The 22,232-nt window shown below is 48.3% G+C and carries 21 protein-coding genes; 7 read left to right on the top strand and 14 right to left on the bottom strand.

Annotated elements, in window-relative coordinates; genetic code table 11:
* Positions 1–161 precede the first annotated feature (161 nt).
* The 5 genes from ftsZ (at position 162) to htpG (ending at position 6,360) form a co-directional block, all read left to right on the top strand.
* Positions 162–1,253 carry a cell division protein FtsZ gene (gene ftsZ, locus OUY18_RS00605; RefSeq protein ID WP_268056768.1) on the top strand — a complete coding sequence of 364 codons (1,092 nt, stop codon included), beginning with the start codon at positions 162–164 and terminating at the stop codon, positions 1,251–1,253.
* 317 nt (positions 1,254–1,570) lie between these two features.
* Positions 1,571–2,494 carry a magnesium transporter CorA family protein gene (locus OUY18_RS00610; RefSeq protein ID WP_268056769.1) on the top strand — a complete coding sequence of 308 codons (924 nt, stop codon included), beginning with the start codon at positions 1,571–1,573 and terminating at the stop codon, positions 2,492–2,494.
* Between the two features lie 82 nt (positions 2,495–2,576).
* Entirely contained in the window at positions 2,577–3,110 is a 534-nt protein-coding gene (locus tag OUY18_RS00615) for a FumA C-terminus/TtdB family hydratase beta subunit (RefSeq protein WP_268056770.1), read from the top strand.
* Positions 3,110–4,294: a cation diffusion facilitator family transporter gene (locus tag OUY18_RS00620; RefSeq protein ID WP_268056771.1), complete on the top strand. Its 1,185-nt coding sequence runs from the start codon at positions 3,110–3,112 to the stop codon at positions 4,292–4,294. The genes OUY18_RS00615 and OUY18_RS00620 overlap by 1 nt, the downstream gene beginning before the upstream one ends.
* A 185-nt stretch (positions 4,295–4,479) precedes the next feature.
* Positions 4,480–6,360 carry a molecular chaperone HtpG gene (gene htpG, locus OUY18_RS00625; RefSeq protein WP_268056772.1) on the top strand — a complete coding sequence of 627 codons (1,881 nt, stop codon included), beginning with the start codon at positions 4,480–4,482 and terminating at the stop codon, positions 6,358–6,360.
* A 323-nt stretch (positions 6,361–6,683) separates the two neighbouring features.
* Here htpG and OUY18_RS00630 read toward each other — a convergent pair whose 3' ends face one another.
* From OUY18_RS00630 to OUY18_RS00640, 3 genes are read right to left on the bottom strand one after another with little or no spacing between them, the layout of a single operon-like run.
* Positions 6,684–9,263 carry a transglutaminaseTgpA domain-containing protein gene (locus OUY18_RS00630; RefSeq protein ID WP_268056773.1) on the bottom strand — a complete coding sequence of 860 codons (2,580 nt, stop codon included), beginning with the start codon at positions 9,261–9,263 and terminating at the stop codon, positions 6,684–6,686.
* A 16-nt stretch (positions 9,264–9,279) separates the two neighbouring features.
* On the bottom strand, positions 9,280–10,461 hold the full coding sequence (locus tag OUY18_RS00635; RefSeq protein ID WP_268056774.1) for a DUF58 domain-containing protein: 1,182 nt from the start codon (positions 10,459–10,461) through the stop codon (positions 9,280–9,282).
* A 9-nt stretch (positions 10,462–10,470) separates the two neighbouring features.
* Positions 10,471–11,406, bottom strand: coding sequence for an AAA family ATPase (locus OUY18_RS00640; RefSeq protein WP_268056775.1), 936 nt, complete (start codon positions 11,404–11,406; stop codon positions 10,471–10,473).
* A gap of 174 nt (positions 11,407–11,580) precedes the next feature.
* Between OUY18_RS00640 and OUY18_RS00645 the strand changes: the two genes are divergently transcribed.
* Positions 11,581–12,300 carry an NAD-dependent protein deacylase gene (locus OUY18_RS00645; RefSeq protein ID WP_268056776.1) on the top strand — a complete coding sequence of 240 codons (720 nt, stop codon included), beginning with the start codon at positions 11,581–11,583 and terminating at the stop codon, positions 12,298–12,300.
* A 34-nt stretch (positions 12,301–12,334) separates the two neighbouring features.
* Here the strand turns inward: OUY18_RS00645 and OUY18_RS00650 are convergent, their stop codons facing one another.
* From OUY18_RS00650 to OUY18_RS00695, 10 genes are all read right to left on the bottom strand, one after another.
* Positions 12,335–12,799 (bottom strand): DUF4358 domain-containing protein, encoded by a 465-nt coding sequence (locus tag OUY18_RS00650; protein WP_268056777.1) that lies wholly within the window; start codon positions 12,797–12,799, stop codon positions 12,335–12,337.
* A gap of 12 nt (positions 12,800–12,811) precedes the next feature.
* Positions 12,812–13,666: a GDSL-type esterase/lipase family protein gene (locus OUY18_RS00655; protein ID WP_268056778.1), complete on the bottom strand. Its 855-nt coding sequence runs from the start codon at positions 13,664–13,666 to the stop codon at positions 12,812–12,814.
* Between the two features lie 195 nt (positions 13,667–13,861).
* Positions 13,862–14,185, bottom strand: a complete 324-nt coding sequence (locus OUY18_RS00660; RefSeq protein WP_268056779.1) for a DUF1540 domain-containing protein — start codon at positions 14,183–14,185, stop codon at positions 13,862–13,864.
* A gap of 50 nt (positions 14,186–14,235) precedes the next feature.
* Positions 14,236–14,874: an ECF transporter S component gene (locus OUY18_RS00665; RefSeq protein WP_268056780.1), complete on the bottom strand. Its 639-nt coding sequence runs from the start codon at positions 14,872–14,874 to the stop codon at positions 14,236–14,238.
* A gap of 105 nt (positions 14,875–14,979) precedes the next feature.
* Positions 14,980–16,350: an MATE family efflux transporter gene (locus tag OUY18_RS00670; protein ID WP_268056781.1), complete on the bottom strand. Its 1,371-nt coding sequence runs from the start codon at positions 16,348–16,350 to the stop codon at positions 14,980–14,982.
* A 32-nt stretch (positions 16,351–16,382) separates the two neighbouring features.
* The gene (locus OUY18_RS00675; protein WP_268056782.1) at positions 16,383–17,009 is read right to left on the bottom strand and encodes an AAA family ATPase; all 627 of its coding nucleotides are present in this window, start codon (positions 17,007–17,009) and stop codon (positions 16,383–16,385) included.
* An 18-nt stretch (positions 17,010–17,027) separates the two neighbouring features.
* A complete protein-coding gene (locus OUY18_RS00680; protein ID WP_268056783.1) occupies positions 17,028–17,963 on the bottom strand; it encodes an OmpA/MotB family protein in 936 nt (311 codons plus the stop codon).
* A gap of 15 nt (positions 17,964–17,978) precedes the next feature.
* Positions 17,979–18,782: a motility protein A gene (locus OUY18_RS00685; protein WP_268056784.1), complete on the bottom strand. Its 804-nt coding sequence runs from the start codon at positions 18,780–18,782 to the stop codon at positions 17,979–17,981.
* A gap of 390 nt (positions 18,783–19,172) precedes the next feature.
* Complete coding sequence (locus tag OUY18_RS00690) at positions 19,173–19,604, bottom strand: RrF2 family transcriptional regulator (RefSeq protein ID WP_268056785.1); 432 nt, start codon at positions 19,602–19,604, stop codon at positions 19,173–19,175.
* Complete coding sequence (locus tag OUY18_RS00695; RefSeq protein WP_268056786.1) at positions 19,588–20,037, bottom strand: RrF2 family transcriptional regulator; 450 nt, start codon at positions 20,035–20,037, stop codon at positions 19,588–19,590. The genes OUY18_RS00690 and OUY18_RS00695 overlap by 17 nt, the downstream gene beginning before the upstream one ends.
* A gap of 275 nt (positions 20,038–20,312) precedes the next feature.
* Here OUY18_RS00695 and cysK point away from each other — a divergent pair, with 275 nt between their 5' ends.
* Positions 20,313–21,242 (top strand): cysteine synthase A, encoded by a 930-nt coding sequence (gene cysK / locus OUY18_RS00700; RefSeq protein ID WP_326492972.1) that lies wholly within the window; start codon positions 20,313–20,315, stop codon positions 21,240–21,242.
* 33 nt (positions 21,243–21,275) lie between these two features.
* On the opposite strand, the gene OUY18_RS00705 is transcribed toward cysK, so the two are convergent.
* Positions 21,276–22,139 (bottom strand): VanW family protein, encoded by an 864-nt coding sequence (locus tag OUY18_RS00705; RefSeq protein WP_268056788.1) that lies wholly within the window; start codon positions 22,137–22,139, stop codon positions 21,276–21,278.
* Positions 22,140–22,232 lie beyond the last annotated feature (93 nt).

The following is a 22,232-nucleotide window of genomic DNA, read 5'->3' on the forward strand; positions in this document are numbered from 1 at the left end:
CTTAAATTAGATTATTCTGAATTATAATATACTAATACGATAGAATTTTATTGAAATTCAAGCCAATACGTGATAAATTATTAATTATAGTGTAAAATTTGAATTTTCATGAATGGAAATACTTCATGGATTTTAGACGTATAGTAAGGGGGATGCAGCACATGTCTATCGAAATAGAAAATGACTTTGACAACATCGTACAAATTAAAGTAATTGGTGTAGGCGGGGGCGGCGGAAACGCAATTGACCGCATGGTCACCATGGGCGTGAAAGGTGTGGAGTTTATCAGTGTGAACACGGATAAACAGGCGCTTTACCGTTCCAAAGCTACGCAGAAAATACAGATTGGCGAAAAGGTTACCCACGGTAAGGGCGCCGGTTCCAAGCCGGAAATGGGCCAGAAGGCCGCGGACGAAAGCCGCGAGGCGATTGCAGCCGCCATCCGTGGCAGCGATATGGTGTTTATCACAGCCGGAATGGGCGGCGGTACCGGTACCGGCGCGGCTCCGATTGTTGCCTCCATTGCACGCGACATGGGCGTGCTTACGGTTGGTATTGTAACAAAGCCATTTGATTTTGAAGGACGCCGCCGCATGGAACAGGCCGAAAGCGGCATTACCGCTTTGCGTGAGCATGTGGATTCCCTTGTTGTCATCCCGAATGAACGGCTGAAGCTGGTAAGCGAACAGCGCATCACCCTTCTTAACGCGTTTTCCATAGCCGATGATGTTCTGCGTCAGGGCGTTCAGAGTATTTCAGATCTGATTAAACTCCCCGGTTTGGTTAACCTGGATTTTGCGGACGTAACCGCCGTGATGAAAGACGCCGGCTACGCGCATATGGGCGTCGGCAGAGCTTCCGGAAAGGATAAGGCCGAAACAGCCGCCAACATGGCGATTTCCAGCCCGCTTCTTGAAACCGCAATCAACGGGGCCAAGGGCGTCATTATCAATATTACCTCTTCGCCCGATATCGGCCTCGATGAAATAGAGACCGCTTCCTCCATGATTGCCGAGCAGGCGCATCAGGATGCGAATATCATTTGGGGCGCGGCGTTCGATGAAAATATGGACGACGAAATGAGCGTTACCGTTATCGCGACCGGCTTCGCTACAAACGAAGGCGAGGTTTTAAGCGAGGACAAGCCCCAGGAAAGCGCAAAACACGAGGACCCGGTAAAGGCCGCGGCAAAAGCAAGCCCGATTGATGATGAGGATTTTACGGACATCATGTCTATTTTCAATCGGAAATAACCAATACATACTTTCTGAATCTGAGGCGGATACGTTTGTATCCGCCTCTTTAAATTCTCATTCGGCGGTTGAAAAAGCGTTCGTGTTTCCGGCAAAGTTTGAAAGAAATCCCCTAATTCGCCCAAATAGCGCCTTATACGGCATTTTAGCTCGAATTTATAGAAATATTGCTCAAAATACCCTGCTTGCTCTTGCAATCTCGTCATACTGTGTTATAATAACACTTGGGTAAAATTGAAAACATATTGGGGGTGGCATTGTGAAACCTGACCCTTTAAGTCGAAGTAGTCAAAAACATAATAAAGGAGACGAGCGCAATGCTATCCTATTACAAGACGATCAACGGCCATATTACGCCGATTCCTTCCTGTGAGCCTGGATGCTGGATAAACTGCGTAGCGCCGGACGATGCGGAGATCAACAGCCTTATTGCGGATTTTCATATCGAACCGGATTTTTTCCGCGCGGCAATGGATGAAGAGGAATCCTCGCATATTGACAGCGAAGACGACAGCACGCTGATTATTATCGATATTCCGGTGATTGAGAAGGCGGGAAAAAACATCACCTATACCACGATGCCGGTGGGCATTATTATAACGGAGAAAAACGTGATTACGGTTTCCACCAAAGAGAACCCGGTGATCAATGAGTTTTCCGAGGATGTCGTCAAGGGTGTTCAAACCAACATGAAAACCCGCTTCATTCTGAATATCATGCTCCGTGTTGCGACGCGTTATCTGCAATATTTGAAGCAGATTGATAAAATCAGCAATTTCATTGAAAAAGAACTCCGCAAGTCCATGAAAAACTCCGAGCTGATTCAGCTTTTGGATATCGAAAAATCCCTGGTGTATTTTTCCTCCTCCTTAAAGGCGAATGAGATTACGATTGAAAAAATCATGCGCGGCCGCGTTGTAAAGCTTTACGAGGAAGATCAGGATTTAATTGAAGACGTTCTGATCGAGGTCAAGCAGGCGATTGAAATGTCCAGCATTTATCTGAATATTTTATCCGGCACAATGGATGCTTTCGCATCGGTTATTTCTAATAATTTGAATATTGTAATGAAAGCGCTTACTTCCATTGCGCTGATTATTTCCATACCGACCGTTATAGCAAGCATGTACGGAATGAATGTAAGCGGAATTCCTTTTGCGAATTTCTGGTTCCCGGTAAGTATTTCCATTCTCTTTATGGGGATTTGTTATTTTGTTTTGCGAAAGAAAAAAATGTTTTGATTAAATTGGCAGAATACGGTATAATGAATGAAAATGTTGTAGGGAACTGTAATACAGTTCCCTATTCTGATGTGAGGTTACGATGCAAAGATTAAAAATTCATACGAGTGAGATTGCCGAGGCGGCCAAAACACTGCGTGCGGGCGACAAAATCCTGTTGAGCGGAACCGTATACACTGCCCGCGACGCGGCTCACAAACGTATTTTTACAATGCTGGACAACGGGGAGAAACTGCCCTTTGAACTGAAAAACGCAACGATTTACTATGCCGGGCCGACCCCGACCCCGCCGAATCTTCCGATTGGGGCCTGCGGACCGACGACTTCATCCCGAATGGATGTATTCGCACCCCGCCTGCTGGATCTGGGGCTGAAATGCATGATCGGCAAAGGAGGACGTTCCCCGGAGGTTGTTGAGGCGATCAAACGGAACAGCGCGGTTTACCTCTGCGCAATCGGCGGAGCGGGTGCGCTTGCCGCAAAGTGCGTCCGTTCCCTGAAGGTTCTCGCGTTTCCCGATTTAGGCTGTGAATCCGTAAAAGAACTGCAAGTTGAGGATTTTCCTTTATTCACAACGATCGATTGTTGTGGAGGAAGCCTTTTTGAGGTGAAATAATGTTTGATTTTCTGATCAAAACATTTGTAAAGGATTATCAAAATAAGGATGACGAAAAAGTAAGGGAGCGCTACGGTAAATTTTCCGGAGCCGTTGGAATTGTAACAAATATCCTGCTGTTCGCACTGAAAATGACTGCGGGAATTGTATTTCACAGCATCGCGATTACCGCGGATGCAATCAACAACCTTTCGGATTCGGGTTCTTCCATCGTTACGCTGGTGGGCTTTAAGCTGGCCGGCAAACCGGCGGACGAAGAGCATCCCTACGGGCACGCGCGCATTGAGTATTTATCCGGATTAATCGTATCGTCTGTGATCCTGATCGTCGGTTTCCAGCTTGTTCAAAGTTCATTCGATAAAATTCTGAATCCGCAGGAAGCCGATTTCAGCATGCTCACCTTTGCGGTGCTGATCCTTTCCATTCTGATTAAAATCTGGCAGGGCCTGTTTTATAAGAAGGTGGGAAAAACGATTGGCTCTTCCGCTATCTCCGCCACGGCGGCGGACAGCCTGAACGACGTTTTTGCAACGTCCGCGGTGCTTCTCGGCTTGTTAATCACCTATTTCACCGGGTTTAATCTGGACGGTTACATGGGCGTGATTGTCGCTGTTGTGATCATGATAACCGGTGTCCGGCTGATTATGGAAACAAGCAACCCGCTGTTAGGAATGGCGCCTTCCAAAGAACTGGTCGATGCGATATACGAGAAAATCATAAGTTATGACGGGATACTGGGAATCCATGACCTTCATGTGCATAATTACGGCCCAAACCGCCGTTTTGCTTCCGTACACTGCGAAGTTGCCGCCGAGCAGGATATCATGGTCAGCCACGATATCATAGACAATATCGAGCGTGATTTTTTAAAGGATAACGGGATTCATCTGGTTATCCACCTTGACCCGATCGTTACCGGCGACGAACGCACAAATGAGCTGAAAATGCAGGTGGGGGAGCTTATTCGGAATATTTCTCCCAAAATCGGGATGCACGATTTCCGCGTCGTATGGGGAACCACGCATTCGAACCTGATTTTTGATGTCAGCGTGTCTTTTGATTTCCCGCTCAGGGACGCCGAGCTGACGCAGCGTATTTCCGAAGAAGTGTCCAAGCTGGACCCAAGCTATTATGTTGTATTAACGGTTGACCACGATTACGTGCCCACGGAAGAGATTCGTTAAGGGCTCTTGTATTATTCGCAAAAAAAAGGAAGCGCTGCGGATCGTTCCGCGCGCTTCCTTTTTTACGAAACAAAAAATTAACAATTCAGGTACTTGCATTTTTCCAGCCAATGTATTAAAATGATTTTAGCACTTAAACATGGAGAGTGCTAAAATTTTTATAACAGAGGGTTGATGATAGGATAATGAAGCAATTCAAAGCAGAATCCAAACGCCTTTTGGATTTAATGATTAATTCGATCTATACGCACCGTGAAATTTTTCTCCGGGAATTGATTTCCAACGCGAGTGATGCAATTGATAAACTCTATTACAGAACGCTCAGCGACGGCGACACCGGCCTGAACCGCGACGATTTCTGCATTAACATTCTGCCGGACAAGGAAAACCGCACCCTTACCATTTCCGATAACGGCTGCGGCATGACAAAAGAAGAACTGGAAAACAATCTGGGCACCATCGCGAAAAGCGGGTCGCTGAACTTTAAAAAGGAAAATGAGCAAAAGGAAGATATTGAAATTATCGGCCAGTTCGGCGTAGGTTTTTATTCCGCGTTTATGGTCAGTGAAAAGGTAACGGTGCTGAGCAAAGCGTTCGGCAGCGAAGAAGCCAGCAAATGGGAAAGCACCGGAACGGCCGGATATACGATTGAACCCTGCGAGAAAGAAAGCCATGGGACGACGATCATCTTAAAATTGAAACCGGATACGGAAGACAATCATTACGACGAATTCCTTGAAACCTATACGCTTCAAAACCTTGTGAAAAAGTATTCCGATTATATCCGCTATCCCATTAAAATGGATGTTGAGAAGAGCCGCCTGAAAGGGGGGACCAAGGACGAGTACGAAACCTATACCGAAAATGAGACGCTCAACAGTATGGTTCCGATCTGGCGGAAAAATAAAAATGAGATAAAAGAAGAAGAGTACAACGAATTTTATAAAAATAAATTCATGGATTATACCGATCCCGCGAAGGTAATCCACTCCAGCACCGAGGGCACGGCAACCTACAACGCCCTGCTTTTCATTCCCGCAAGAGCGCCGATGAATTTCTATACGAAGGATTATGAAAAAGGCTTGCAGCTCTATTCCAACGGCGTTCTGATTATGGACAAATGCGCGGATCTGCTGCCGGATTATTTCAGCTTTATACGCGGCTTGGTCGATTCCCAGGATTTATCGCTGAATATCTCAAGAGAAATGCTCCAGCACGACCGTCAGCTGAAAATTATTGCCGGGCGCCTTGAAAAGAAGATCAAATCCGAACTGGAGAGTATGCTTTCGAACGAACGTGAAAAATACGAGGAGTTTTTCAAAAACTTCGGTTTACAGTTAAAATACGGCGTTTATCAGGATTTCGGTGCGCATAAGGATGTTTTGCAGGATCTGCTGTTATTCTATTCTTCCGGCGAGAAGAAGCTGGTAACGCTGAAAGAATACGTTTCCCGCATGAAAGAGGGGCAGAAATTCATCTATTATGCGTGCGGCGAAAATGTTGACCGGGTGGACAAGCTTCCCCAGACGGAGGCGGTGAAGGAGAAAGGCTATGAAATCCTGTACCTGACCGACGGTGTTGACGAATTCTCCATCCGTATGCTGATGAAGTACGATGACAAGGAGTTTAAGTCTGTTTCCGCGGATGATCTGGGGCTGGAGACCGAGGAGGAAAAGCAGGCCGCCGCAAAGCAGGTCGAGGAAAATAAGGACATGCTGAACTTCATGAAGGACGCCCTGAAGGGGAAAGTAAAGCAGGTCATCCTGTCACAGAAGCTGAAAACCCATCCGGTCTGCCTGTCGACCGACGGCGCGATTTCCATTGAAATGGAAAAGGTGCTCAATTCCATGCCGACCGACGAAAAGGTTACCGCACAGCGCGTATTGGAAATCAACGCCAACCATCCGATTTTCAAAAAGCTTTGTTCCCTGTATGAAAATGATCAAGATCAATTAAAGGCATACGCATCCCTTCTGTACACGCAGGCTTTGCTGATTGAAGGCGTTACAATCGACGATCCGGTTGAATTCTCCAACCAGATTTGCGGCCTGATGACAAAAGAATAAAAATAATGTCGGGAACGGAATCCCGATAGACAGCAAGAGGCCCCCAATCGCAGGATATAAGACTACGATTGGGGGCCTTGCTATGCACAGACAAGAGATACCAAAATACCGCAAGAGTGTTTTCTATAATAGCGGCCTTTTTGGACTGCCCGCACAAAATTGGTGCAGTTCAGTAGACGAACTACAGGAATAGGCTTTGTCTGTGTACGCAATACCACCGGTAACGTCGTAAGGTCAGATACATTGCGGATTTATTGCCTACCTGAATATTGCCCCGTTCCGTCCACAATATTTCCTGTGTGGGTGGGGAGGGGCACGCCGTTTTACAGAAGATTATAAATATACTTAAACAAAATCTGCTTCCATTTCGGCAGGTTCCGGTAATTCTCCCGCGCGAGGCGGCGCGCGGAATCCGTCATGACTTTTAACTCATCTTCGGTAATCCCGTTCCGGCTGAACCGTGCTTTTTGGGCAAGTTCATTAACCTCCGCGCTGATTTCCCCGCCGAACTTTGTAAGCTGCGTCAGGTACGCATAAACACCGACTGCGGCCTGACGGAAATCCGGCTGCGCAAAGCATTTTTCCCGCCGGCTTAACCCAAGTTTGCGTTTCAAGACGGTAAATACCAGCAGAGAGAACAGAACCGCCGCCGCAATGAAAATCGGTAGCCTGGCGGCTTTGGAATCCGCGGCCGCCTTAGCGCCGGTTTCCGCTGCGGGGTTTGCTGCGGAGGAAGGCGCGGCACTGTTTGGAGCTTTGCTTTCGGCTTTCCTTTCCGGGCTGCTTTCCGCCTGAGAGGAGGATTCGTTTTCAAACGAATTCTGAGCAGGAAGCGGGTTAACGGGGTCGCTTTCCTGTGTCAGACTTTTTCCCACATTGAAGCCGGGAGTAACTTCCAGAGGCTGCCAGCCAAGCCCGGGATAGTATATTTCCACCCAGGCGTGTGCGCGGCAGTCCGGGATATTCGCCCAGCCGCCCGCTGAGGCGCTTTTATAATCTTCGGGAGTAACAATGTACCCCTCGGCGTAACGGGCCGGTACGCCCATTGCGCGCAGCATAACGGTTGCCGCGGTGGCGAAATGTACGCAGTAGCCTTGGTGGCTTTTCGTCAGGAAGTACTCCGTAAAATCTTCACCGGCGGGAATCTTGCCGGGATTCAGGGTATAAGAACAGTTTTTGCTTAAATAACGCTTTACGGCGTTTGCCATACTTTCCACGCCGGAATAATATTTGGATTGCGAAGCTGCCCGAATATTTGCGGAGTCCATCAAACCTTCCTGCTTTAGCAATTTCTGCACTTTTTCCCGTGTGCTTTGGGGGAGCTGGGTGTATTTATCATACAGGAACACGCGGTAATCCTGTTCCGCTTGCATGTAGTCCCTGCTTTTAATATCCATTGCCTGCAAAACATTTTCCGGAATCGTGGTTTCGTAATAGGACTTCACATTTTCAGAATTTAAAACATAATATTTTTCTTGATTATGAAAGAAACTTTTCGTGCTGTCCGGAATATTCGTATCTCCCTCGGAATGAAACATCCGCTTAGTCATTACACTGTAAACCAGGCCGCTGATATTGGAAGTAATTTCACCCGGACCAAAACCGTATGCGTAAAAAGTATATTCGGACGTGCCGAAGAGAGAATCGGAGCGGATAAATTCATCATTTACGAAATGTACGCCGGTAATGGCTTCCGGCGTTGTAGAAAGATTGTAAGGCGCGTAAATGCACTGCTTTGATGCATTTACATTCTTTACCCGTATTCCAAACGGATTCAAAACGGGATTGTTCTGCTGATGAAGAAGGGATGCGAACAGATAGAACATGTTTTGCGCGTTCCGACCGCCGAGCTGCCGGTTAATGCCGGTATAATCCGAATCCGGAAGCTTTTCCCAGCCCGATCCGGTAAAAACACTTCCGGCGAAGCTTTTTAAGTAAAGGGGATATTGCTTGTCCGATTTTATCTGCAAGGCGGTTTCGCCGGTAAAATGAATACTGCCCGCGTTATTTAAATCGACGTGGTCCGTGTTTCCCGCCAGCGCCCGGCTGCCGTTCAGGAGCGGGCTGTTCGCCGCTGTTTCAACCAGATTCGATCTTATTTTGTCCAGTTCCCGCGGCCGCTGGTAGCTTTGCCTGGGGAACAGGGAAAGAATCAGCGCGAAGCAGAGAAAAAGCGCCGGAATGGAAAGCAGGCCGCTTCTCGCGGCGGTAGAACTGCTTTTGCCCGCGTATCCGCTGTGGATTTTCAGAAATCCCTTCTTCTTTTCGGCGGGAAGGCGGGTTAAAAGTAGAGCGGTCCAGCAGGTGAACAGGGAAAGTACGGCGATAAAGTTCGGCGTAATGGTAAACGCAAGCGCGGCCAGCAGGAAGGGAGCGGTTGCAAAAAAGGTAAGACGCAGGCTTTTTTGCTTGATTACCGCGCAGCATACAAGGCCGGTTACGATGAAGAGGATGAACACCAGAAATAACGTGCAGACTTCCGGGTACAGTTCCGTTTTTACGGTAACCAGATAAACGGGAAGATTCAAACCCGAATGGTTTGCATAGGTTTTCATAATCTGATTGGTGGTAATTACAAACCCCTGTGCCATTGCAAAACGGAAATGCCAGGCGGCAATCGAATAAAGAACGATAAGCAGAAAATGGATGTAAATCCGTAAACGATTTAAAAAATAAGACAGCGTAAAAACAGCGGCGAACAGAAGGGCGTACAGGTTCACCGTAAGGGAAAGCACAGGCAGCGAAAAAGCGGAGATAAAGCACCATGCGGCGCCCAGAACGCCCAGAAGGACTACGGCAAGGGAAAACACCGCGTTCTCGGCAACGGACGCTTTCTGCTCCGTCAGGCGGGGGGCGGCGATTTCCATGCCGGACGGGTTTATTTTGCGCTTGTCTTCGCTCATTTTGTCACCTGCTTTCTTATATCGTAATTCCCGAGAGACATTCCTGTATGGTATCCGGTACGATTTCCACTACGTTCGCATGCATGGTTTTCAGGCTCTCGGCAAGCTGCGTGTCGTTCTCACTTTTTAAGCCGCCCGCGTACAGCACAGTAGCCTTTTCTCCTTCCATCCCGCCGAAGAAGGAGGAGAGTTCGCCGGTCAGCCCGCCGGTAATATAAATGACGTGCGCGCAGTGCGCCTTGTCCATGTTTTCCCGGCATTTCAAGGCATAGGGTTCATCGGAATAATAGCCGGACGACAGTACGGAATGCAGAAGCACCGCCAGGTCTTCCTCCTCCTCAACGGCCGCGTTCTCGGTATGGCTGCTTTTGATGTCGTACCATTCAATCCGGTGATGGATTCCGTTTTCGATCAGAAATTGCGAAAGGGAGGCAAACGTTTCAATCAGGGCGTTCGCCGTCTCCATATCCGGAGCAAGCAGTTCCACCAAAAGGAGCACTTCACTGTCGGTCGGCAGGCTGAACTCCTTTACCATCAGCTCGTCCAGCTTGGAACTGAGTTTCCAGTGGATGCTCCGGAGCCGGTCGCCGCTGCGATACGGCCGGATATCGAAAATTTCCGACGGGTCATCGCCGGGCTTTTCCTTGGAATAGACGCTGCTCTCCGCTTCCGCTGCCGTTGTCCGGTCGATTTCGATATCGATCGGGTAGATGCCGGGGGTCACGAATAGCTCGGCCTGAGCGGAAAGCGTCTTGTGCATGGAAAAAATCCCCAGAAAATCATAATAAGTAACCTTCGTCAGCTTCACCCGGATTCTGCCGCAGTACTGCGAACGCATCCGGTATTCCACACGCTGTTCCGTTTTGGAGTTGACCGGAACAAACAGGGTTTCTTCCTTCTTATAACCGCTCAGAGTATTCTCAAAGGAGATTTGTATCCCTGCACCGGCAACCGGGAAAAGGGATGTGTTTTTCAGCACGATATAAGAACAGAAATCCGTCTCTTTCTTTACGGCGGAACAATCCGTTTCCAGCGAAACGGTTGTTTTCCGAACCGCCGCAAGTAAAAAAAGCAGAGGAATAAGCGGAAGGAGAAGAAGGAACAGGAAGGTAAAAAAAGAAAGGTATTCCTTAAAAAATATACAAAAGAAAAGAGCGGCAAAAAGCAGCAGGCCGTATGAAAACCGATAACGAAACATAGGGCACCTCTAACGGACAATGGATGGCGCGTGTACTTCTTTCAGAATTCCGTCCAGAAGTTCCCCCGCGGATACACTGCTGATTTTCGCCTGGGAGTTCAGAAGGATGCGATGCTCAATGACATCGCGGAAAACAAACTGAACGTCCTTCGGCACGATATAATCCCTGCCGGAAAGATAAGCGGCAGCCTGTGCCATCCTCGCCAGCGCGATGGAACCGCGCGGGCTTGCCCCGAGGCGGATCATGCTGTTTTCACGCGTGGCGCTGACTAAACGCGCGATATAGGCGTAGAGATCGTCGGAAATATAAACCGCGTCCGTTTGCACCTGCATGCTGAGGATGGCCTGCTCGTCCACAACCTTGCAGACCGAATCCAGCGGGTCGTCGCCCTGCTTGCGTTTCAAAATTTCAACCTCGTCGCCGAACTTGGGATACCCCATCGTCAGCCGCACCATGAAACGGTCGAGCTGGGATTCCGGAAGCATCTGCGTTCCGGCCGAACCGACCGGATTCTGGGTTGCAATTACGATATAGGGCTTTGGGGTGGAGCGGGTAATCCCGTCTACGGTGATGCTTCCTTCTTCCATTACCTCCAGAAGCGCGGACTGGGTTTTGCTGGAGGTTCGGTTGATTTCATCCGCCAGAAACAGGTTGCACAGCGCGGCGCCGGGCTTGTATTCCAATTTGCCGGTCGCCTTGTTATAGATTGAAAACCCGGTTACGTCGGTCGGCATAACGTCGGGGGTAAACTGGACTCTTTTATAATCAAGGGACATTGCTTTCGAAAACGCAAGCGCCAGCGTCGTTTTGCCTACGCCGGGGATATCTTCCAGCAGGATATGCCCCTGCGCCAGAATGACCATCAGCACCTTGCAGATGATCGCGTCTTTTCCGACAACGGCCTTTTTAACCTCGTTGATAATTTGAGAAGCTTTGCCCTGCATTTTAAAACCTCCTGAGAATTATTTATCATTATAGTATAGTTGAAAAAATGCCGTATTGCAAACCACAATTATTGACAGAGATTTTCTGTTCTGCAAAAGGAAAAAACGGACTTTACCCTTGCAATTGTTTTTTACCGGGTTACAATAGAATTATTGGAGAAAGGGGAGACTGTTATGGAAGATAAGATTGAAAAACTGCAAAAGTGGATTGACGGCAGTAAACGGATTGTGTTTTTTGGGGGAGCGGGGGTTTCCACCGAAAGCGGAATTCCCGATTTTCGCAGCGTGGACGGGCTTTACCACCAGCATTACAAATATCCGCCGGAAACCATGCTGAGCCACAGCTTTTATGTAACGCACACCGCGGAATTCTTTGACTTTTACCGCGCCAAAATGCTCTGCCTTGACGCAAAGCCCAATGCCGCGCATAAAAAGCTTGCGGAGCTGGAGGAAGCGGGAAAACTGACCGCGGTGGTAACGCAGAATATTGACGGCCTGCATCAGATGGCGGGCAGCAAAACGGTTTACGAACTGCACGGCTCCGTGCACCGCAATTATTGCCAGCGGTGCCATGCGCTGTACGACGCACAATTTATGCTGCAAAGCAAGGGGATTCCCACCTGTACCTGCGGGGGTACGATTAAACCGGACGTGGTATTATACGAGGAAGGCCTGAATCAGCGCACGCTTTACGGCGCGGTAGAGGCGATTGAAAAAGCGGATATGCTGATCATCGGCGGAACCTCGCTTGCGGTTTATCCCGCCGCAAGCCTGATTGATTATTACCGCGGGGACAGGCTTGTGCTCATTAACCGCGACGCGACTCCCCAGGACGGCAACGCCGACCTTTTGATTCAGGGGAGCATTGGTGAAATCCTGAGCCAAGTCCATTAACGGAAAAGAGATGAGGGTATAACCCCCCATCTCTTTATTTTTTAACGGCTTCGTTATAAATCTTATTCAATTCCTCATACTGAGGGGAAACAATCATGCTGACGTAATTTCCGTTCTGGTTCACGCCGCATTTTTTCAATACGGCGAATTCCGCCGGAAGGTAATCTTTCATTTCCGTTTCCTTTTGCTTGTACCGGGTATCCAGCTTCTCTTTGATCCGCTTCGCGGCGTCGGCGTCCTTGCCTTCCAGAAAGATAATTTCATCGCCCTTGATACCGGTGGAATCAACGTAGGCTGCAAACTGCTTCACATCGTCGGTGGAAATTCCGTAGTTCGGCATTAAATCGTCGGCTGACAATTCCATCATTTCCTGATTTTTTATTTTCGGCTTCATATCGGCCATTACTTTTTTCAAGTCGGCCTGCTTGGTTCCTCCGCCGCAGGCGGCCAGCGAAAAAAGCGTTGCCGCGGCAAGCAGCAAGGATAAAAGTTTTTTCATTTCGATTCTCTCCTATTTCACGGCGTGGGTTAAAATATAATCGATCCAGACCTCGCACGCCTTGTCGGTAAAATGAATGCCGAGATCGTTCGGGTCACTGCAGTATTCCCGCGGCAGATTGCCCTCCTTGTCACGCATTACGGAGGCAACGTCAATAAAATAATAGCCTTTCTGTTCACACAGATCTTTTAATTTCTTATCGTAAGCGGCAAGATTCGGGTTGTTCAGATTCGTCATCTGCTGTTCTTTGATAATCGGAGTCGCAGACTGTACAAATAGTTTCGCATTCGGCGACTTTGCGCTGATTTTTGCCAGTAGCTTCGCCATATTGTCCGCGGAATCATTGACGCCGTACAGGCCGATATCATTGGCGCCGAGCATGATATAGACTTTTTTTGCGCCCATTGCGGCCACGCTGTCCTCCAGAAGGGCTTTTTTGCCGTTGTAGGACGGATGGATGGAGTTGCTTTTCAGCGGCTGGAGAGCGTTTCCGCTGCCCATGCTGCCGGCGGCAAGAAACTGAGCCTTACCGAAGTAGCCGGGATTTGTTTTACGCTTTATCGTTACATAATTTTTGAGTTTTAAGGTAACGGAATCGCCGATGAACACCGCGTCATCCAGATAACTCGGTTCGGCTTTTTCGCTTTGTGCGACATTGCCGTTTGGGTCGTTATGGAAAGAGGAAGCTTGTTGTGAAATCTCCTGTTCTGAACTTGCCGCAGATGCAACTGCGCTTTGCGGAGCGGAAGAATTCCCTTCGGACTTGGAGTTTACCTTATTTGCGTCATTTCCCTTGCAGCCGCTTAAAAAGATTAAGCAGACGGCAAACAGGGCAAGACCTGATTTTGCTGTCATATTCGTTTTCATAACCTACCTTCCATCTTCTTTCTCACGAAACAAATTGTGAATTCAGTATAGCATATGTTCGATGGTATCACAACAATTCTTACAAAATTTGCGACAATTTACTTCTTGTTTCTACTTCTCTCTTCATTTATAACAAAATAAAAAGAGCGGTATCGCCGCTCTTTCATCTTTGACAGGAAATTGTTCTTTTATGCACTATTGATTTTCGAAGCTTGCACACTCGGTATTCGACTGGGAATTCGGATTTGCCGTTTCGGCATGAATGCCGATATGGTCGGCGGAACACTTTTCATCGATATTGTATTTGCAGTTTTCCGCCTCGCAGTAGATTTCGAGCGAAGTGTTGGGCAGCACGGTCCCGACTGCGTTCTGCGCGCTGTCTGTAGCGTCTGAAAAGGAGGCGCAGCTGGTCTGCCGTGAAGCGTTTGCGCTCCGGCCGCCTACCTGAATTTCCGGACGGCAGCAATACCGGTCTTTATTGTTTGCACAGTTCATTACGTCACAGGATAAATTTATCATAACAGCACCTTCTTGATTCGTTTGCACTATTATGCTTCGTTTTCCGGATCTTATTCAAAACGGTGGTTCATATGCTTTTTAATCGGATAACAGATGGCGTAAGCCGCCGCGCCGCCGATTACCGCCTCCGGTATTCCGCTCGTTAAAATCGTAAGCCCGATCAGGCCCAGCAGAAGGTTAAAGCTTACTTTAAGGGCATCCGCGTAGCTTTGGCCAAAAAAGACGTAGATGCCGCCCAGTACCAGAAGGGTATTGGTCAGGCTGCCCAGTACGCCGCTCAATCCGTAGGCGACGGCGTTCTTCCATTTCCATTTCGTAAAGAGGTTAAAACAGGTTCCCGTTACGGTTCCGACCAGGATGCGGGGAAGAAAGCAAATCGCAAGGCTCCAGTAATTCCGGGCGACCGGTCCGGCGGAATAAAACGGCGTAAACACAAAAGCCATCGGACTTGGCGGGGTGAACGTCCAGACACAGAAGCTGAACAGCCCGGCGAAAAATCCCATCATCGTACCGGCGCCTGTTCCCAAAAGGATGGACGTGATAATGACCGGCACCATGCCGAGGGTTGCCACAATCGGGCCAAAAGCCGGAAGGGAGCCGAGAGGGGTGAAACAGACAATTGCTTCAACAGCCAGCAGCATCGCGAATTGCGCTAAAAACAAAGTCTTTTGATTGATCGAAGCTTTCATGGTAATTCTCCTGTTAATAAATTAACAACAAAGATGTTTCCTATAATATAAAGCATGAATCAAAATTTATATTTCAATATATGAAATATAGGACTTTTTCTTGCGCTAAACTTCTTCTTTCGGTCCGGCTATAATCCTTTTATTTTTCCATTTGCCAAATTTATAGTAGGGAAAGGAGATAAGGATACCGGCTGCCCAGCCGACCGCATAGGAATAGTAGATATATTCTTTCCCAAAGTGATCGGCAATCATGTAAGCGATCGGCACCCGGACGAACCAAAGGGAAACAAAGGTTGAAATCATGGGAACGATCATTTCCCCCGCGCCGCGCAGTACGGCGTTTAAAACGAATAAGACGGCAAGAATGAAGAAAAACGGCAGCACGCAGTGCAGATACGCGACGCCCGCGCTGATCACTTCCGGATTGGAGTTAAACATCCGCATAATAAAAGCGCTCAGCGGGTAGACGATACTGCTGATCACAATACTGGAGCCGACCGCCAGAACGAGCCCCGCTTTGGTTCCGGATTTTACACGCTCAATCCGGGAGGCGCCGATATTTTGCCCCACATAGGTTGTAACGGCGGTTGAAAAACTCAGAATCGGCATGAACGCAAAGGTATCAATTTTATTTGCGCCGTTAAATCCCGCCATGAAGGAGGAGCCATAGGAATTCACCAGCGTCTGCATCACCATAATGCCGATGGAAAACAGAGCCTGCTGTATGCCCGAAGGAATGCCGAGCTTAATCGCTTTCTGAAACAGTTCCCTGCGGAATTTGCTCTTCAGCGGCTGAATATGGATGAACGAAAAATTCCGGTTGATAAAGCGAATCCCGAAAACCCAGGAACAGAACTGGGCGATCACCGTAGCAAATGCTACGCCGAATACGCCCCATCCGAAAGCGACCGTGAATAAAAGGTCGAGGATAATATTGATGATGGTTGCCACCAGTAAAAACAGCAGGGAGGTCCGGCTGTCGCCGAGCCCCTGCAAAATGCCCGCGTTAATATTGTATCCAAGGTTGCCGATTACACCGGCAAAAATCACGATCAGGTAGACCTTGGCCATTGCGAGAGTTCCGTCGTCGGGAACTTTCATTAATTTCAGAAGAGGTTCACTGAATAAAATACCCATGATGGTCAGCGGAACCGTGCCGACCATCATGGCCATATAAATTGTATTGACGGTATTTTGAATGTTTTCGAATTCTTTGGCTCCGTAATACTGAGAGATCATAATGGTGGAACCGATGCCAAGCCCGATAAACAGGGCGCTCAGCATAAAGATGATCGGGAAGCCGGTTCCGACGGCCGCCAGAGCCTTTTCGCCGACGAAATTGCCGACAACAATGCTGTCGACCATATTGTAAAGCTGTTCAAATATGTTTCCCAGCAAAAGCGGGATGGAAAACACAAACAGCAGTTTATAGGGATTTCCGAAGGTCATATCCGTAGCACCGGATAGTTTTTTCACAGAATTATGCTCCTTTTTTCTTCAAATTCGATTTACATACCTTCCTTCATTGCGGCAGCCGTTTTAATTAATTCGACTGCCCCGCTGATTCCCGTTGCGGAAGAATCAATGGTCAGGTGGTAGTTTTCAAGGTCTCCCCATTTTTTATTTGTATAAAAATTGTAGTAATTCGCGCGCTGTTTGTCCATTTTTGTAAGGAAATCAGCCGCTTTTTCCGCCTGTACATGGTATTCCTGCACAACCCGTTCCATACGGCTCAATTTGTCCGAATGGATGAATACGTTGAATACGTGGTCCGTATTTTGCAGCACATAATCCGCACACCGGCCGACGATGACGCAGGGACCGACTTTGGCTGCCTTTTTAATAATATCGGACTGGATCAAAAACAGCATGTCGTTTACGGGCATCCCGCTGATCGGTGAAGCCGCGCTTCCAAAGGGAAAACTGCCCATCAGGAGGGAATACAACAGACTCCCGGTCACTTTTTCATCCGCTTTTTCAAATACGGTTTCACTGATTCCGCTTTCCTTTGCGGACAGAGCGATTAATTCCTTGTCAAAAAAGGGAATGTTCAATTCCTGTGCCAGCTTCTGGCCGATTTCCCGGCCGCCGCTTCCGTATTGCCGTGCAATTGTAAAAATAGTTCTGGATTCCATTGTAACACCTCATTTCAATTATTTTGTACTGCTTGTACCGGTACTGCCGGAAACCGCACCGCTCGCTGCTGCGCTGCCGGACGCCGTGCTGCTTGCTCCGGAGCTGCTGGAAGACGCGCCCGATGCACCGGAGGATGCGGAACCTCCCGCGGCGGAACCCGCAGGACCGGCGGGTTTGCCTGCTGTAGAATTGGCTGTGTTTTTATCGCTGGGATTCTTTACAATGGTAATTTCAACACGCCGGTTCTTTGCCCGGCCTTCCGGGGTCTGATTTGAGGCAATGGGTGAAAAATGAGCGAATCCCTGAATGGAAAGCTTATCTTCCCCAAGGCCGTAACCGACAAAATAATTCATTACGGTGATGGCGCGTTCTGTTGAAAGCCGCCAGGATACCTGATCGCTGGCAATGGTATGTTCGCCGGTGTCGGCGGTATGGCCGCTGATCGTGATATAGTCCACATGGTCGTAGACTTTGTCGATCGCTTTTTCAATCTCCAGCAGAATCGGCTCGCTTGCGGGCAGCATGGCTGGGCTGTCCGGCTTGAACATCAGGGTGTCCTTCAAATGAATTTTAACATATGTATCCGAATTTACAAGTCCTACGGAATTTTCAAGGTGATTTTTATCGACATAATCCTGAAGAATGTTGTAAACTTCATCCAGTGCATCCGGGTTCACGGCGCTGCCGTTCATCGAGCCTTTGCCGGTACCGGTGCCCGTTCCGGTTCCTTTTCCGGTGCCTCCGGTTCCCGCCGCATTGCCCGCGGTGCTTGCCGTTCCCATGGTGGTCCCGAAATTTTCCGCCATCTGCGCTACTTTTTTGGCGTCGATGGTACTCATGGAATAGAGAATAATAAATAAGGCGAGCAGAAGGGTGATCATATCAGAATAGGTAAGCAGCCATCTTTCGCTGTTTTCCTCGGCTTCCGGCTCTTCTTTGCATTTTTTTGCCATAGATTCCCCTCCCGATTATTTTTGAATTCCTTCTTTATACAGCTTATCGCCTTTCGGAAATACCTGATAAAATGCGGAAAGCTTGTTTTCAATGCTGCGCGATGCTTCTCCGCGCGCAATCATGCAGATTCCTTCCACCATCATTTGCCGGATAATCATCTGGCGCTTCAGCGTGTTTTTTAAACGGTTGGCAAACGGCATATAAATAAGGTTTGCAAAAACAACGCCGTACAATGTGGCGATAAACGCAACACCGATGGAAGCAACCAGCTGTTCCGCGTCCGTCATATGGGAAAGAACCTGTACCAGCCCCATAACGGTACCGATAACGCCCATGGTGGGGGAGTAACCGGCCGCGCTGACCCAAACAGAAGCCTCAATTTGTTTTTTTGCGTTAAATGTACTCAGGTTGGATTCCAGCGCTTCCTGAATTTCATCCGCGTTTTTCATATCCAGCGCAAGGACCATGCCTTCTTTTAAAACCGTATATTCATCCTTATCCAGATCGGGATCATTAATCAGTTCCTGCAATTTTAAAATACCGCCCTGGCGGCAGGTGTCCGCCATGCCTGTGATTTTTGTAATGACTTCGGTTGGATTGCCCGCGGATTTATTTGAAAAGGTTCCGACAACGGCTTTAAAAGAGGCAATCAGATCCGGAAGATTATACGACAGGATCGTCGCGCCCGCTGTGCCGCCGAAAACGATCAGAATCGGGCTGAGCAGAATCAAAGAACTTATCGTGCCCTTTTCGATCGTGTAACCTAAAAGGATAGAGCCAAAAGAGATCACTATTCCCAAAATAACTGAAATATCCACAATATACCTCCGATATTTAAATGCATAAGAACGTTTCGAATGATTAAATTAGACTTAATGTTAACACATAAATCGACACATTTCAAACACCCACTTAAATAATATCGACAGGACTTTCCAATTATGTAGGAATTAACAAGAATTTCTTTTAAATATGGTCAATATAGATTATAAATGAGGATTTACGACAGAATTTTAATGGGAAGCCAGAATAATCTTGACGTTTTTTTCATGCCGCATATCCTATTTTAATAGGTAAATCGCGGATAAAAACCGATGATTCAGCGTAGTAAGCCGGGGGGTTATGCTCTTGTCCCTGTTTATGCAGGGGCAAGGGCTTTTTTCGTATTGCAATGAAAAAGGAAGCGAGCCTTTTGGCGCGCTTCCTTTTTATAATCCGGAGCAATCCCCGGAAAGCCGGCTGGTTTCCATATTTTTCAATACATCCGCCAAGGTGGTGCCGGTCAGCACTTCGTTTACATTTTTGTCGATGACATCCCATACGTTCCGGTTCAGGAAACTGCGTATTTTTGTTTCTTCGCCAAAGCTGTCGTAAACGGACATGCTTCCTTCCAAAACGGTCATAATCTCGTACAGCGTAATTTCATCCGCCGGTTTTGCAAGCATGTAACCGCCCTGTGCGCCGGCGATTCCGACGACCAGGCCCGCGCGTTTTAAATAGGAAAAAATACTTTCGAGGTAATTCAGGGATAAATCCTGCCGGTGCGAAATATCGGCGAGTGACGTGCATCCTTCGCTGCTGTTTATGGCCAGATCGATCATGGCGCGAAGGCCGTATCTGCCTTTAGTGGATATTTTCATTTTCTGCACCTTCGCCTTCCTGAATAAATTGATTCTTCAGCATTTCCAGCGTCTGTTTGTCCGCCGTATCCGAAATCGCCTGCGAAATCCGAATCCAGACATTCCGGCTTACGCAGTTCGAGCGCACCTTGCTTTTGCAGGCGGACAGACTGGCTGCGCAGGGAACCGGTACAAGGTTCCCGTCAATTGCGCGGAGAATCGTGCCGACCGTAATTTCATTTTCCGGGCAGCCAAGGGCAAACCCGCCCTTGGCTCCGCGCACCGTAGACACCAATCCGGCTTTTTTTAAGGTGAAAAAAATCTGTTCCATATATGCCGGGGAAACGGTTGTACCGGCGGCAATTTCTTTTATACTCAGCAGTTTGTCCTTCCCGTAAACCGCGATATACAGCATCCCTTCGAGCGCGTAACGGCTTTTTGTCGATAACTTCATAGGCTTCTCTCTCCTTACGACCCTTATCTTACTATCTTTTTCAAATTCCTGCAATAAAAAAGCTGAGTTTTCCTATTGACTTTATTATATATAGAGCGTATACTATTTTCAACTTAAATACATTACTAATTCGGTAGGAATTATCATCAATAGGGGGCGTACCCGTGAGAAGGCTGTATTTTCGAAGAGCCGACCGGAATATTTACTGTTGCGGCTTGTAAAACCCGATTCTGCAATACTATAATAAGAAAATAGATTTGATTGAAGGAGAGACTATAATGGAAATCGCAAAGAATCTGACGGAACTGATCGGCAACACGCCGCTTTTGGAACTGACGAATTATGAAAAGGCAAACGACCTGGAAGCAACCGTTGTGGGAAAACTGGAATATTTCAATCCCCTTTCCTCCGTAAAGGACAGGGTCGGCTATGCGCTGATTCAGGATGCGGAAGAAAAAGGGCTTATCAATAAAGACACGACCATTATCGAACCGACCAGCGGGAATACCGGGGTTGGCCTTGCGTTTGTGGCGGCGGCAAGAGGATACCGCATTATTCTGACCATGCCCGAAACCATGAGCCTTGAGCGCCGCAGACTGGTTTCCGCTTTGGGCGCGGAGCTTGTGCTGACGGAGGGCGCGAAAGGGATGAAGGGCGCGATTGACAGGGCGGATGAACTTGCCAAGGAGATTCCGAATTCCTACATTCCCGGTCAGTTTGTAAATCCCGCCAATCCGGCGGTTCACCGCGCGACAACGGGACAGGAAATCTGGAAGGATACCGACGGGAAGGTCGATATCTTTGTCGCGGGCATCGGCACGGGCGGCACGATTACCGGCGTGGGAGAAGCGCTGAAGGAGCATAATCCGAATGTAAAGGTGGTCGGCGTGGAACCCGCCGGTTCGCCGGTTATTACGGAAGGAAAATCCGGCCCGCATAAAATTCAGGGAATCGGCGCGGGCTTTGTCCCCGATATCCTGAATACCGATATTCTTGACGAAGTGATCGCGGTAGCAAACGAGGACGCTTTTGCCGCTACCAAGAGCCTTGCGGGAAGCGAGGGCCTGCTGGTTGGTATTTCCGCGGGCGCGGCCGTATTTGCCGCGATGCAGCTCGCAAAGCGCCCGGAAAACAAGGGAAAGCTGATTGTCGCGCTTCTGCCCGATACCGGCGAACGTTACCTTTCAACCGGCGTGTTCGATTAATATTCTCTATCCGATTCGGAGCCCCGGCAGATTTCATTCGTCTGCCGGGGCCTTTCTCTGCTCATTTTCACCGGCTTCCAAAAAAGGTGTATACATCATAACCGCGTGGTTTTCGGACAGGTATTCATCCCGAACGATTTCTCCATCCGGACGGATTGTTTTGCGGTACAATGTATTATTGCGCGTGAAGCCTCCCCAGTATTCGTGCGTGATGTGCTGTTCCTTTTCATACACTTCATAGGTGTAATGCGGCTTTGCGTCCGAACGCCATTCCCCTTCCAGATCGGTATCGGTTACGTTCAGGCAAAGCTGAAATGAGAAAGGCGTTTCGTTCTTTATCGTCAGGTCTTTATAATTGTAAAAACAGGTCGCGCCGCTGCCAAAGGGCTGCGTTCGGTTGGAATCGGGGAAAACGTCGTAGCTGTGGCGGTATCGTTCCGTAACGGTCAGCCCGGTGTGCAGCGTCATCCAGTAAATTAAGTTGGAAAGCTGGCACAGCCCGCCGCCGACTCCCTTCTGTACGGTGCCGCAGAACAGGACCATGCCTTCCAGGTACCCTTTGCGGCGCGTCGGCTTTCCGATGGTCCTCCAGTAAGAAAATGTTTCACCGGGGCGAATCAGAATGCCGTTCAGCTTCTCCACGGCCAGTTTCAGATTCGTAATTTTGTTATATTGCAGCTGCATGTCCAACTCTTTCAGTTTGCGAAACAGCGGTGTGGAATGGGAAAAACAGAGGTAGGAAAGTTTGCCGCGGCTGAAGGAACGCGCCGGGCGTTCGGTGCCGAAAATCCATTTACAATACCGTTTGCAAGTAAAATACTGTATTCCGAAAAATAAACGCAGTCTTGTGCGTTTTTGCGGGAATAATTGATTGACGGGTGCATAATTGCGGTTCATACCCTCACCTCACGCAAATTCTAATTCCATTATGCCATAAAAGCACTATTCCCGCAAGCCGGATTTATGTTACAATACATCTGTAAAATCATC

The organism is Caproiciproducens galactitolivorans (assembly GCF_026672255.1).
Taxonomy (GTDB): domain Bacteria; phylum Bacillota; class Clostridia; order Oscillospirales; family Acutalibacteraceae; genus Caproiciproducens; species Caproiciproducens galactitolivorans_A.

What these genes read in the sequence shown, in the direction of transcription:
- OUY18_RS00645 (WP_268056776.1), top strand. Translation starts at nt 11,581, where the DNA reads ATGGAAGATAAGATTGAAAAACTGCAAAAGTGGATTGACGGCAGTAAA.
- OUY18_RS00615 (WP_268056770.1), top strand. Translation starts at nt 2,577, where the DNA reads ATGCAAAGATTAAAAATTCATACGAGTGAGATTGCCGAGGCGGCCAAA.
- OUY18_RS00705 (WP_268056788.1), bottom strand. Translation starts at nt 22,139, where the DNA reads ATGAACCGCAATTATGCACCCGTCAATCAATTATTCCCGCAAAAACGC.
- OUY18_RS00650 (WP_268056777.1), bottom strand. Translation starts at nt 12,799, where the DNA reads ATGAAAAAACTTTTATCCTTGCTGCTTGCCGCGGCAACGCTTTTTTCG.
- OUY18_RS00610 (WP_268056769.1), top strand. Translation starts at nt 1,571, where the DNA reads ATGCTATCCTATTACAAGACGATCAACGGCCATATTACGCCGATTCCT.
- ftsZ (WP_268056768.1), top strand. Translation starts at nt 162, where the DNA reads ATGTCTATCGAAATAGAAAATGACTTTGACAACATCGTACAAATTAAA.
- OUY18_RS00690 (WP_268056785.1), bottom strand. Translation starts at nt 19,604, where the DNA reads ATGAAAATATCCACTAAAGGCAGATACGGCCTTCGCGCCATGATCGAT.
- OUY18_RS00620 (WP_268056771.1), top strand. Translation starts at nt 3,110, where the DNA reads ATGTTTGATTTTCTGATCAAAACATTTGTAAAGGATTATCAAAATAAG.
- OUY18_RS00680 (WP_268056783.1), bottom strand. Translation starts at nt 17,963, where the DNA reads ATGGCAAAAAAATGCAAAGAAGAGCCGGAAGCCGAGGAAAACAGCGAA.
- OUY18_RS00635 (WP_268056774.1), bottom strand. Translation starts at nt 10,461, where the DNA reads ATGTTTCGTTATCGGTTTTCATACGGCCTGCTGCTTTTTGCCGCTCTT.
- OUY18_RS00660 (WP_268056779.1), bottom strand. Translation starts at nt 14,185, where the DNA reads ATGATAAATTTATCCTGTGACGTAATGAACTGTGCAAACAATAAAGAC.
- htpG (WP_268056772.1), top strand. Translation starts at nt 4,480, where the DNA reads ATGAAGCAATTCAAAGCAGAATCCAAACGCCTTTTGGATTTAATGATT.
- OUY18_RS00640 (WP_268056775.1), bottom strand. Translation starts at nt 11,406, where the DNA reads ATGCAGGGCAAAGCTTCTCAAATTATCAACGAGGTTAAAAAGGCCGTT.
- OUY18_RS00655 (WP_268056778.1), bottom strand. Translation starts at nt 13,666, where the DNA reads ATGAAAACGAATATGACAGCAAAATCAGGTCTTGCCCTGTTTGCCGTC.
- OUY18_RS00665 (WP_268056780.1), bottom strand. Translation starts at nt 14,874, where the DNA reads ATGAAAGCTTCGATCAATCAAAAGACTTTGTTTTTAGCGCAATTCGCG.
- OUY18_RS00630 (WP_268056773.1), bottom strand. Translation starts at nt 9,263, where the DNA reads ATGAGCGAAGACAAGCGCAAAATAAACCCGTCCGGCATGGAAATCGCC.
- OUY18_RS00675 (WP_268056782.1), bottom strand. Translation starts at nt 17,009, where the DNA reads ATGGAATCCAGAACTATTTTTACAATTGCACGGCAATACGGAAGCGGC.
- OUY18_RS00695 (WP_268056786.1), bottom strand. Translation starts at nt 20,037, where the DNA reads ATGAAGTTATCGACAAAAAGCCGTTACGCGCTCGAAGGGATGCTGTAT.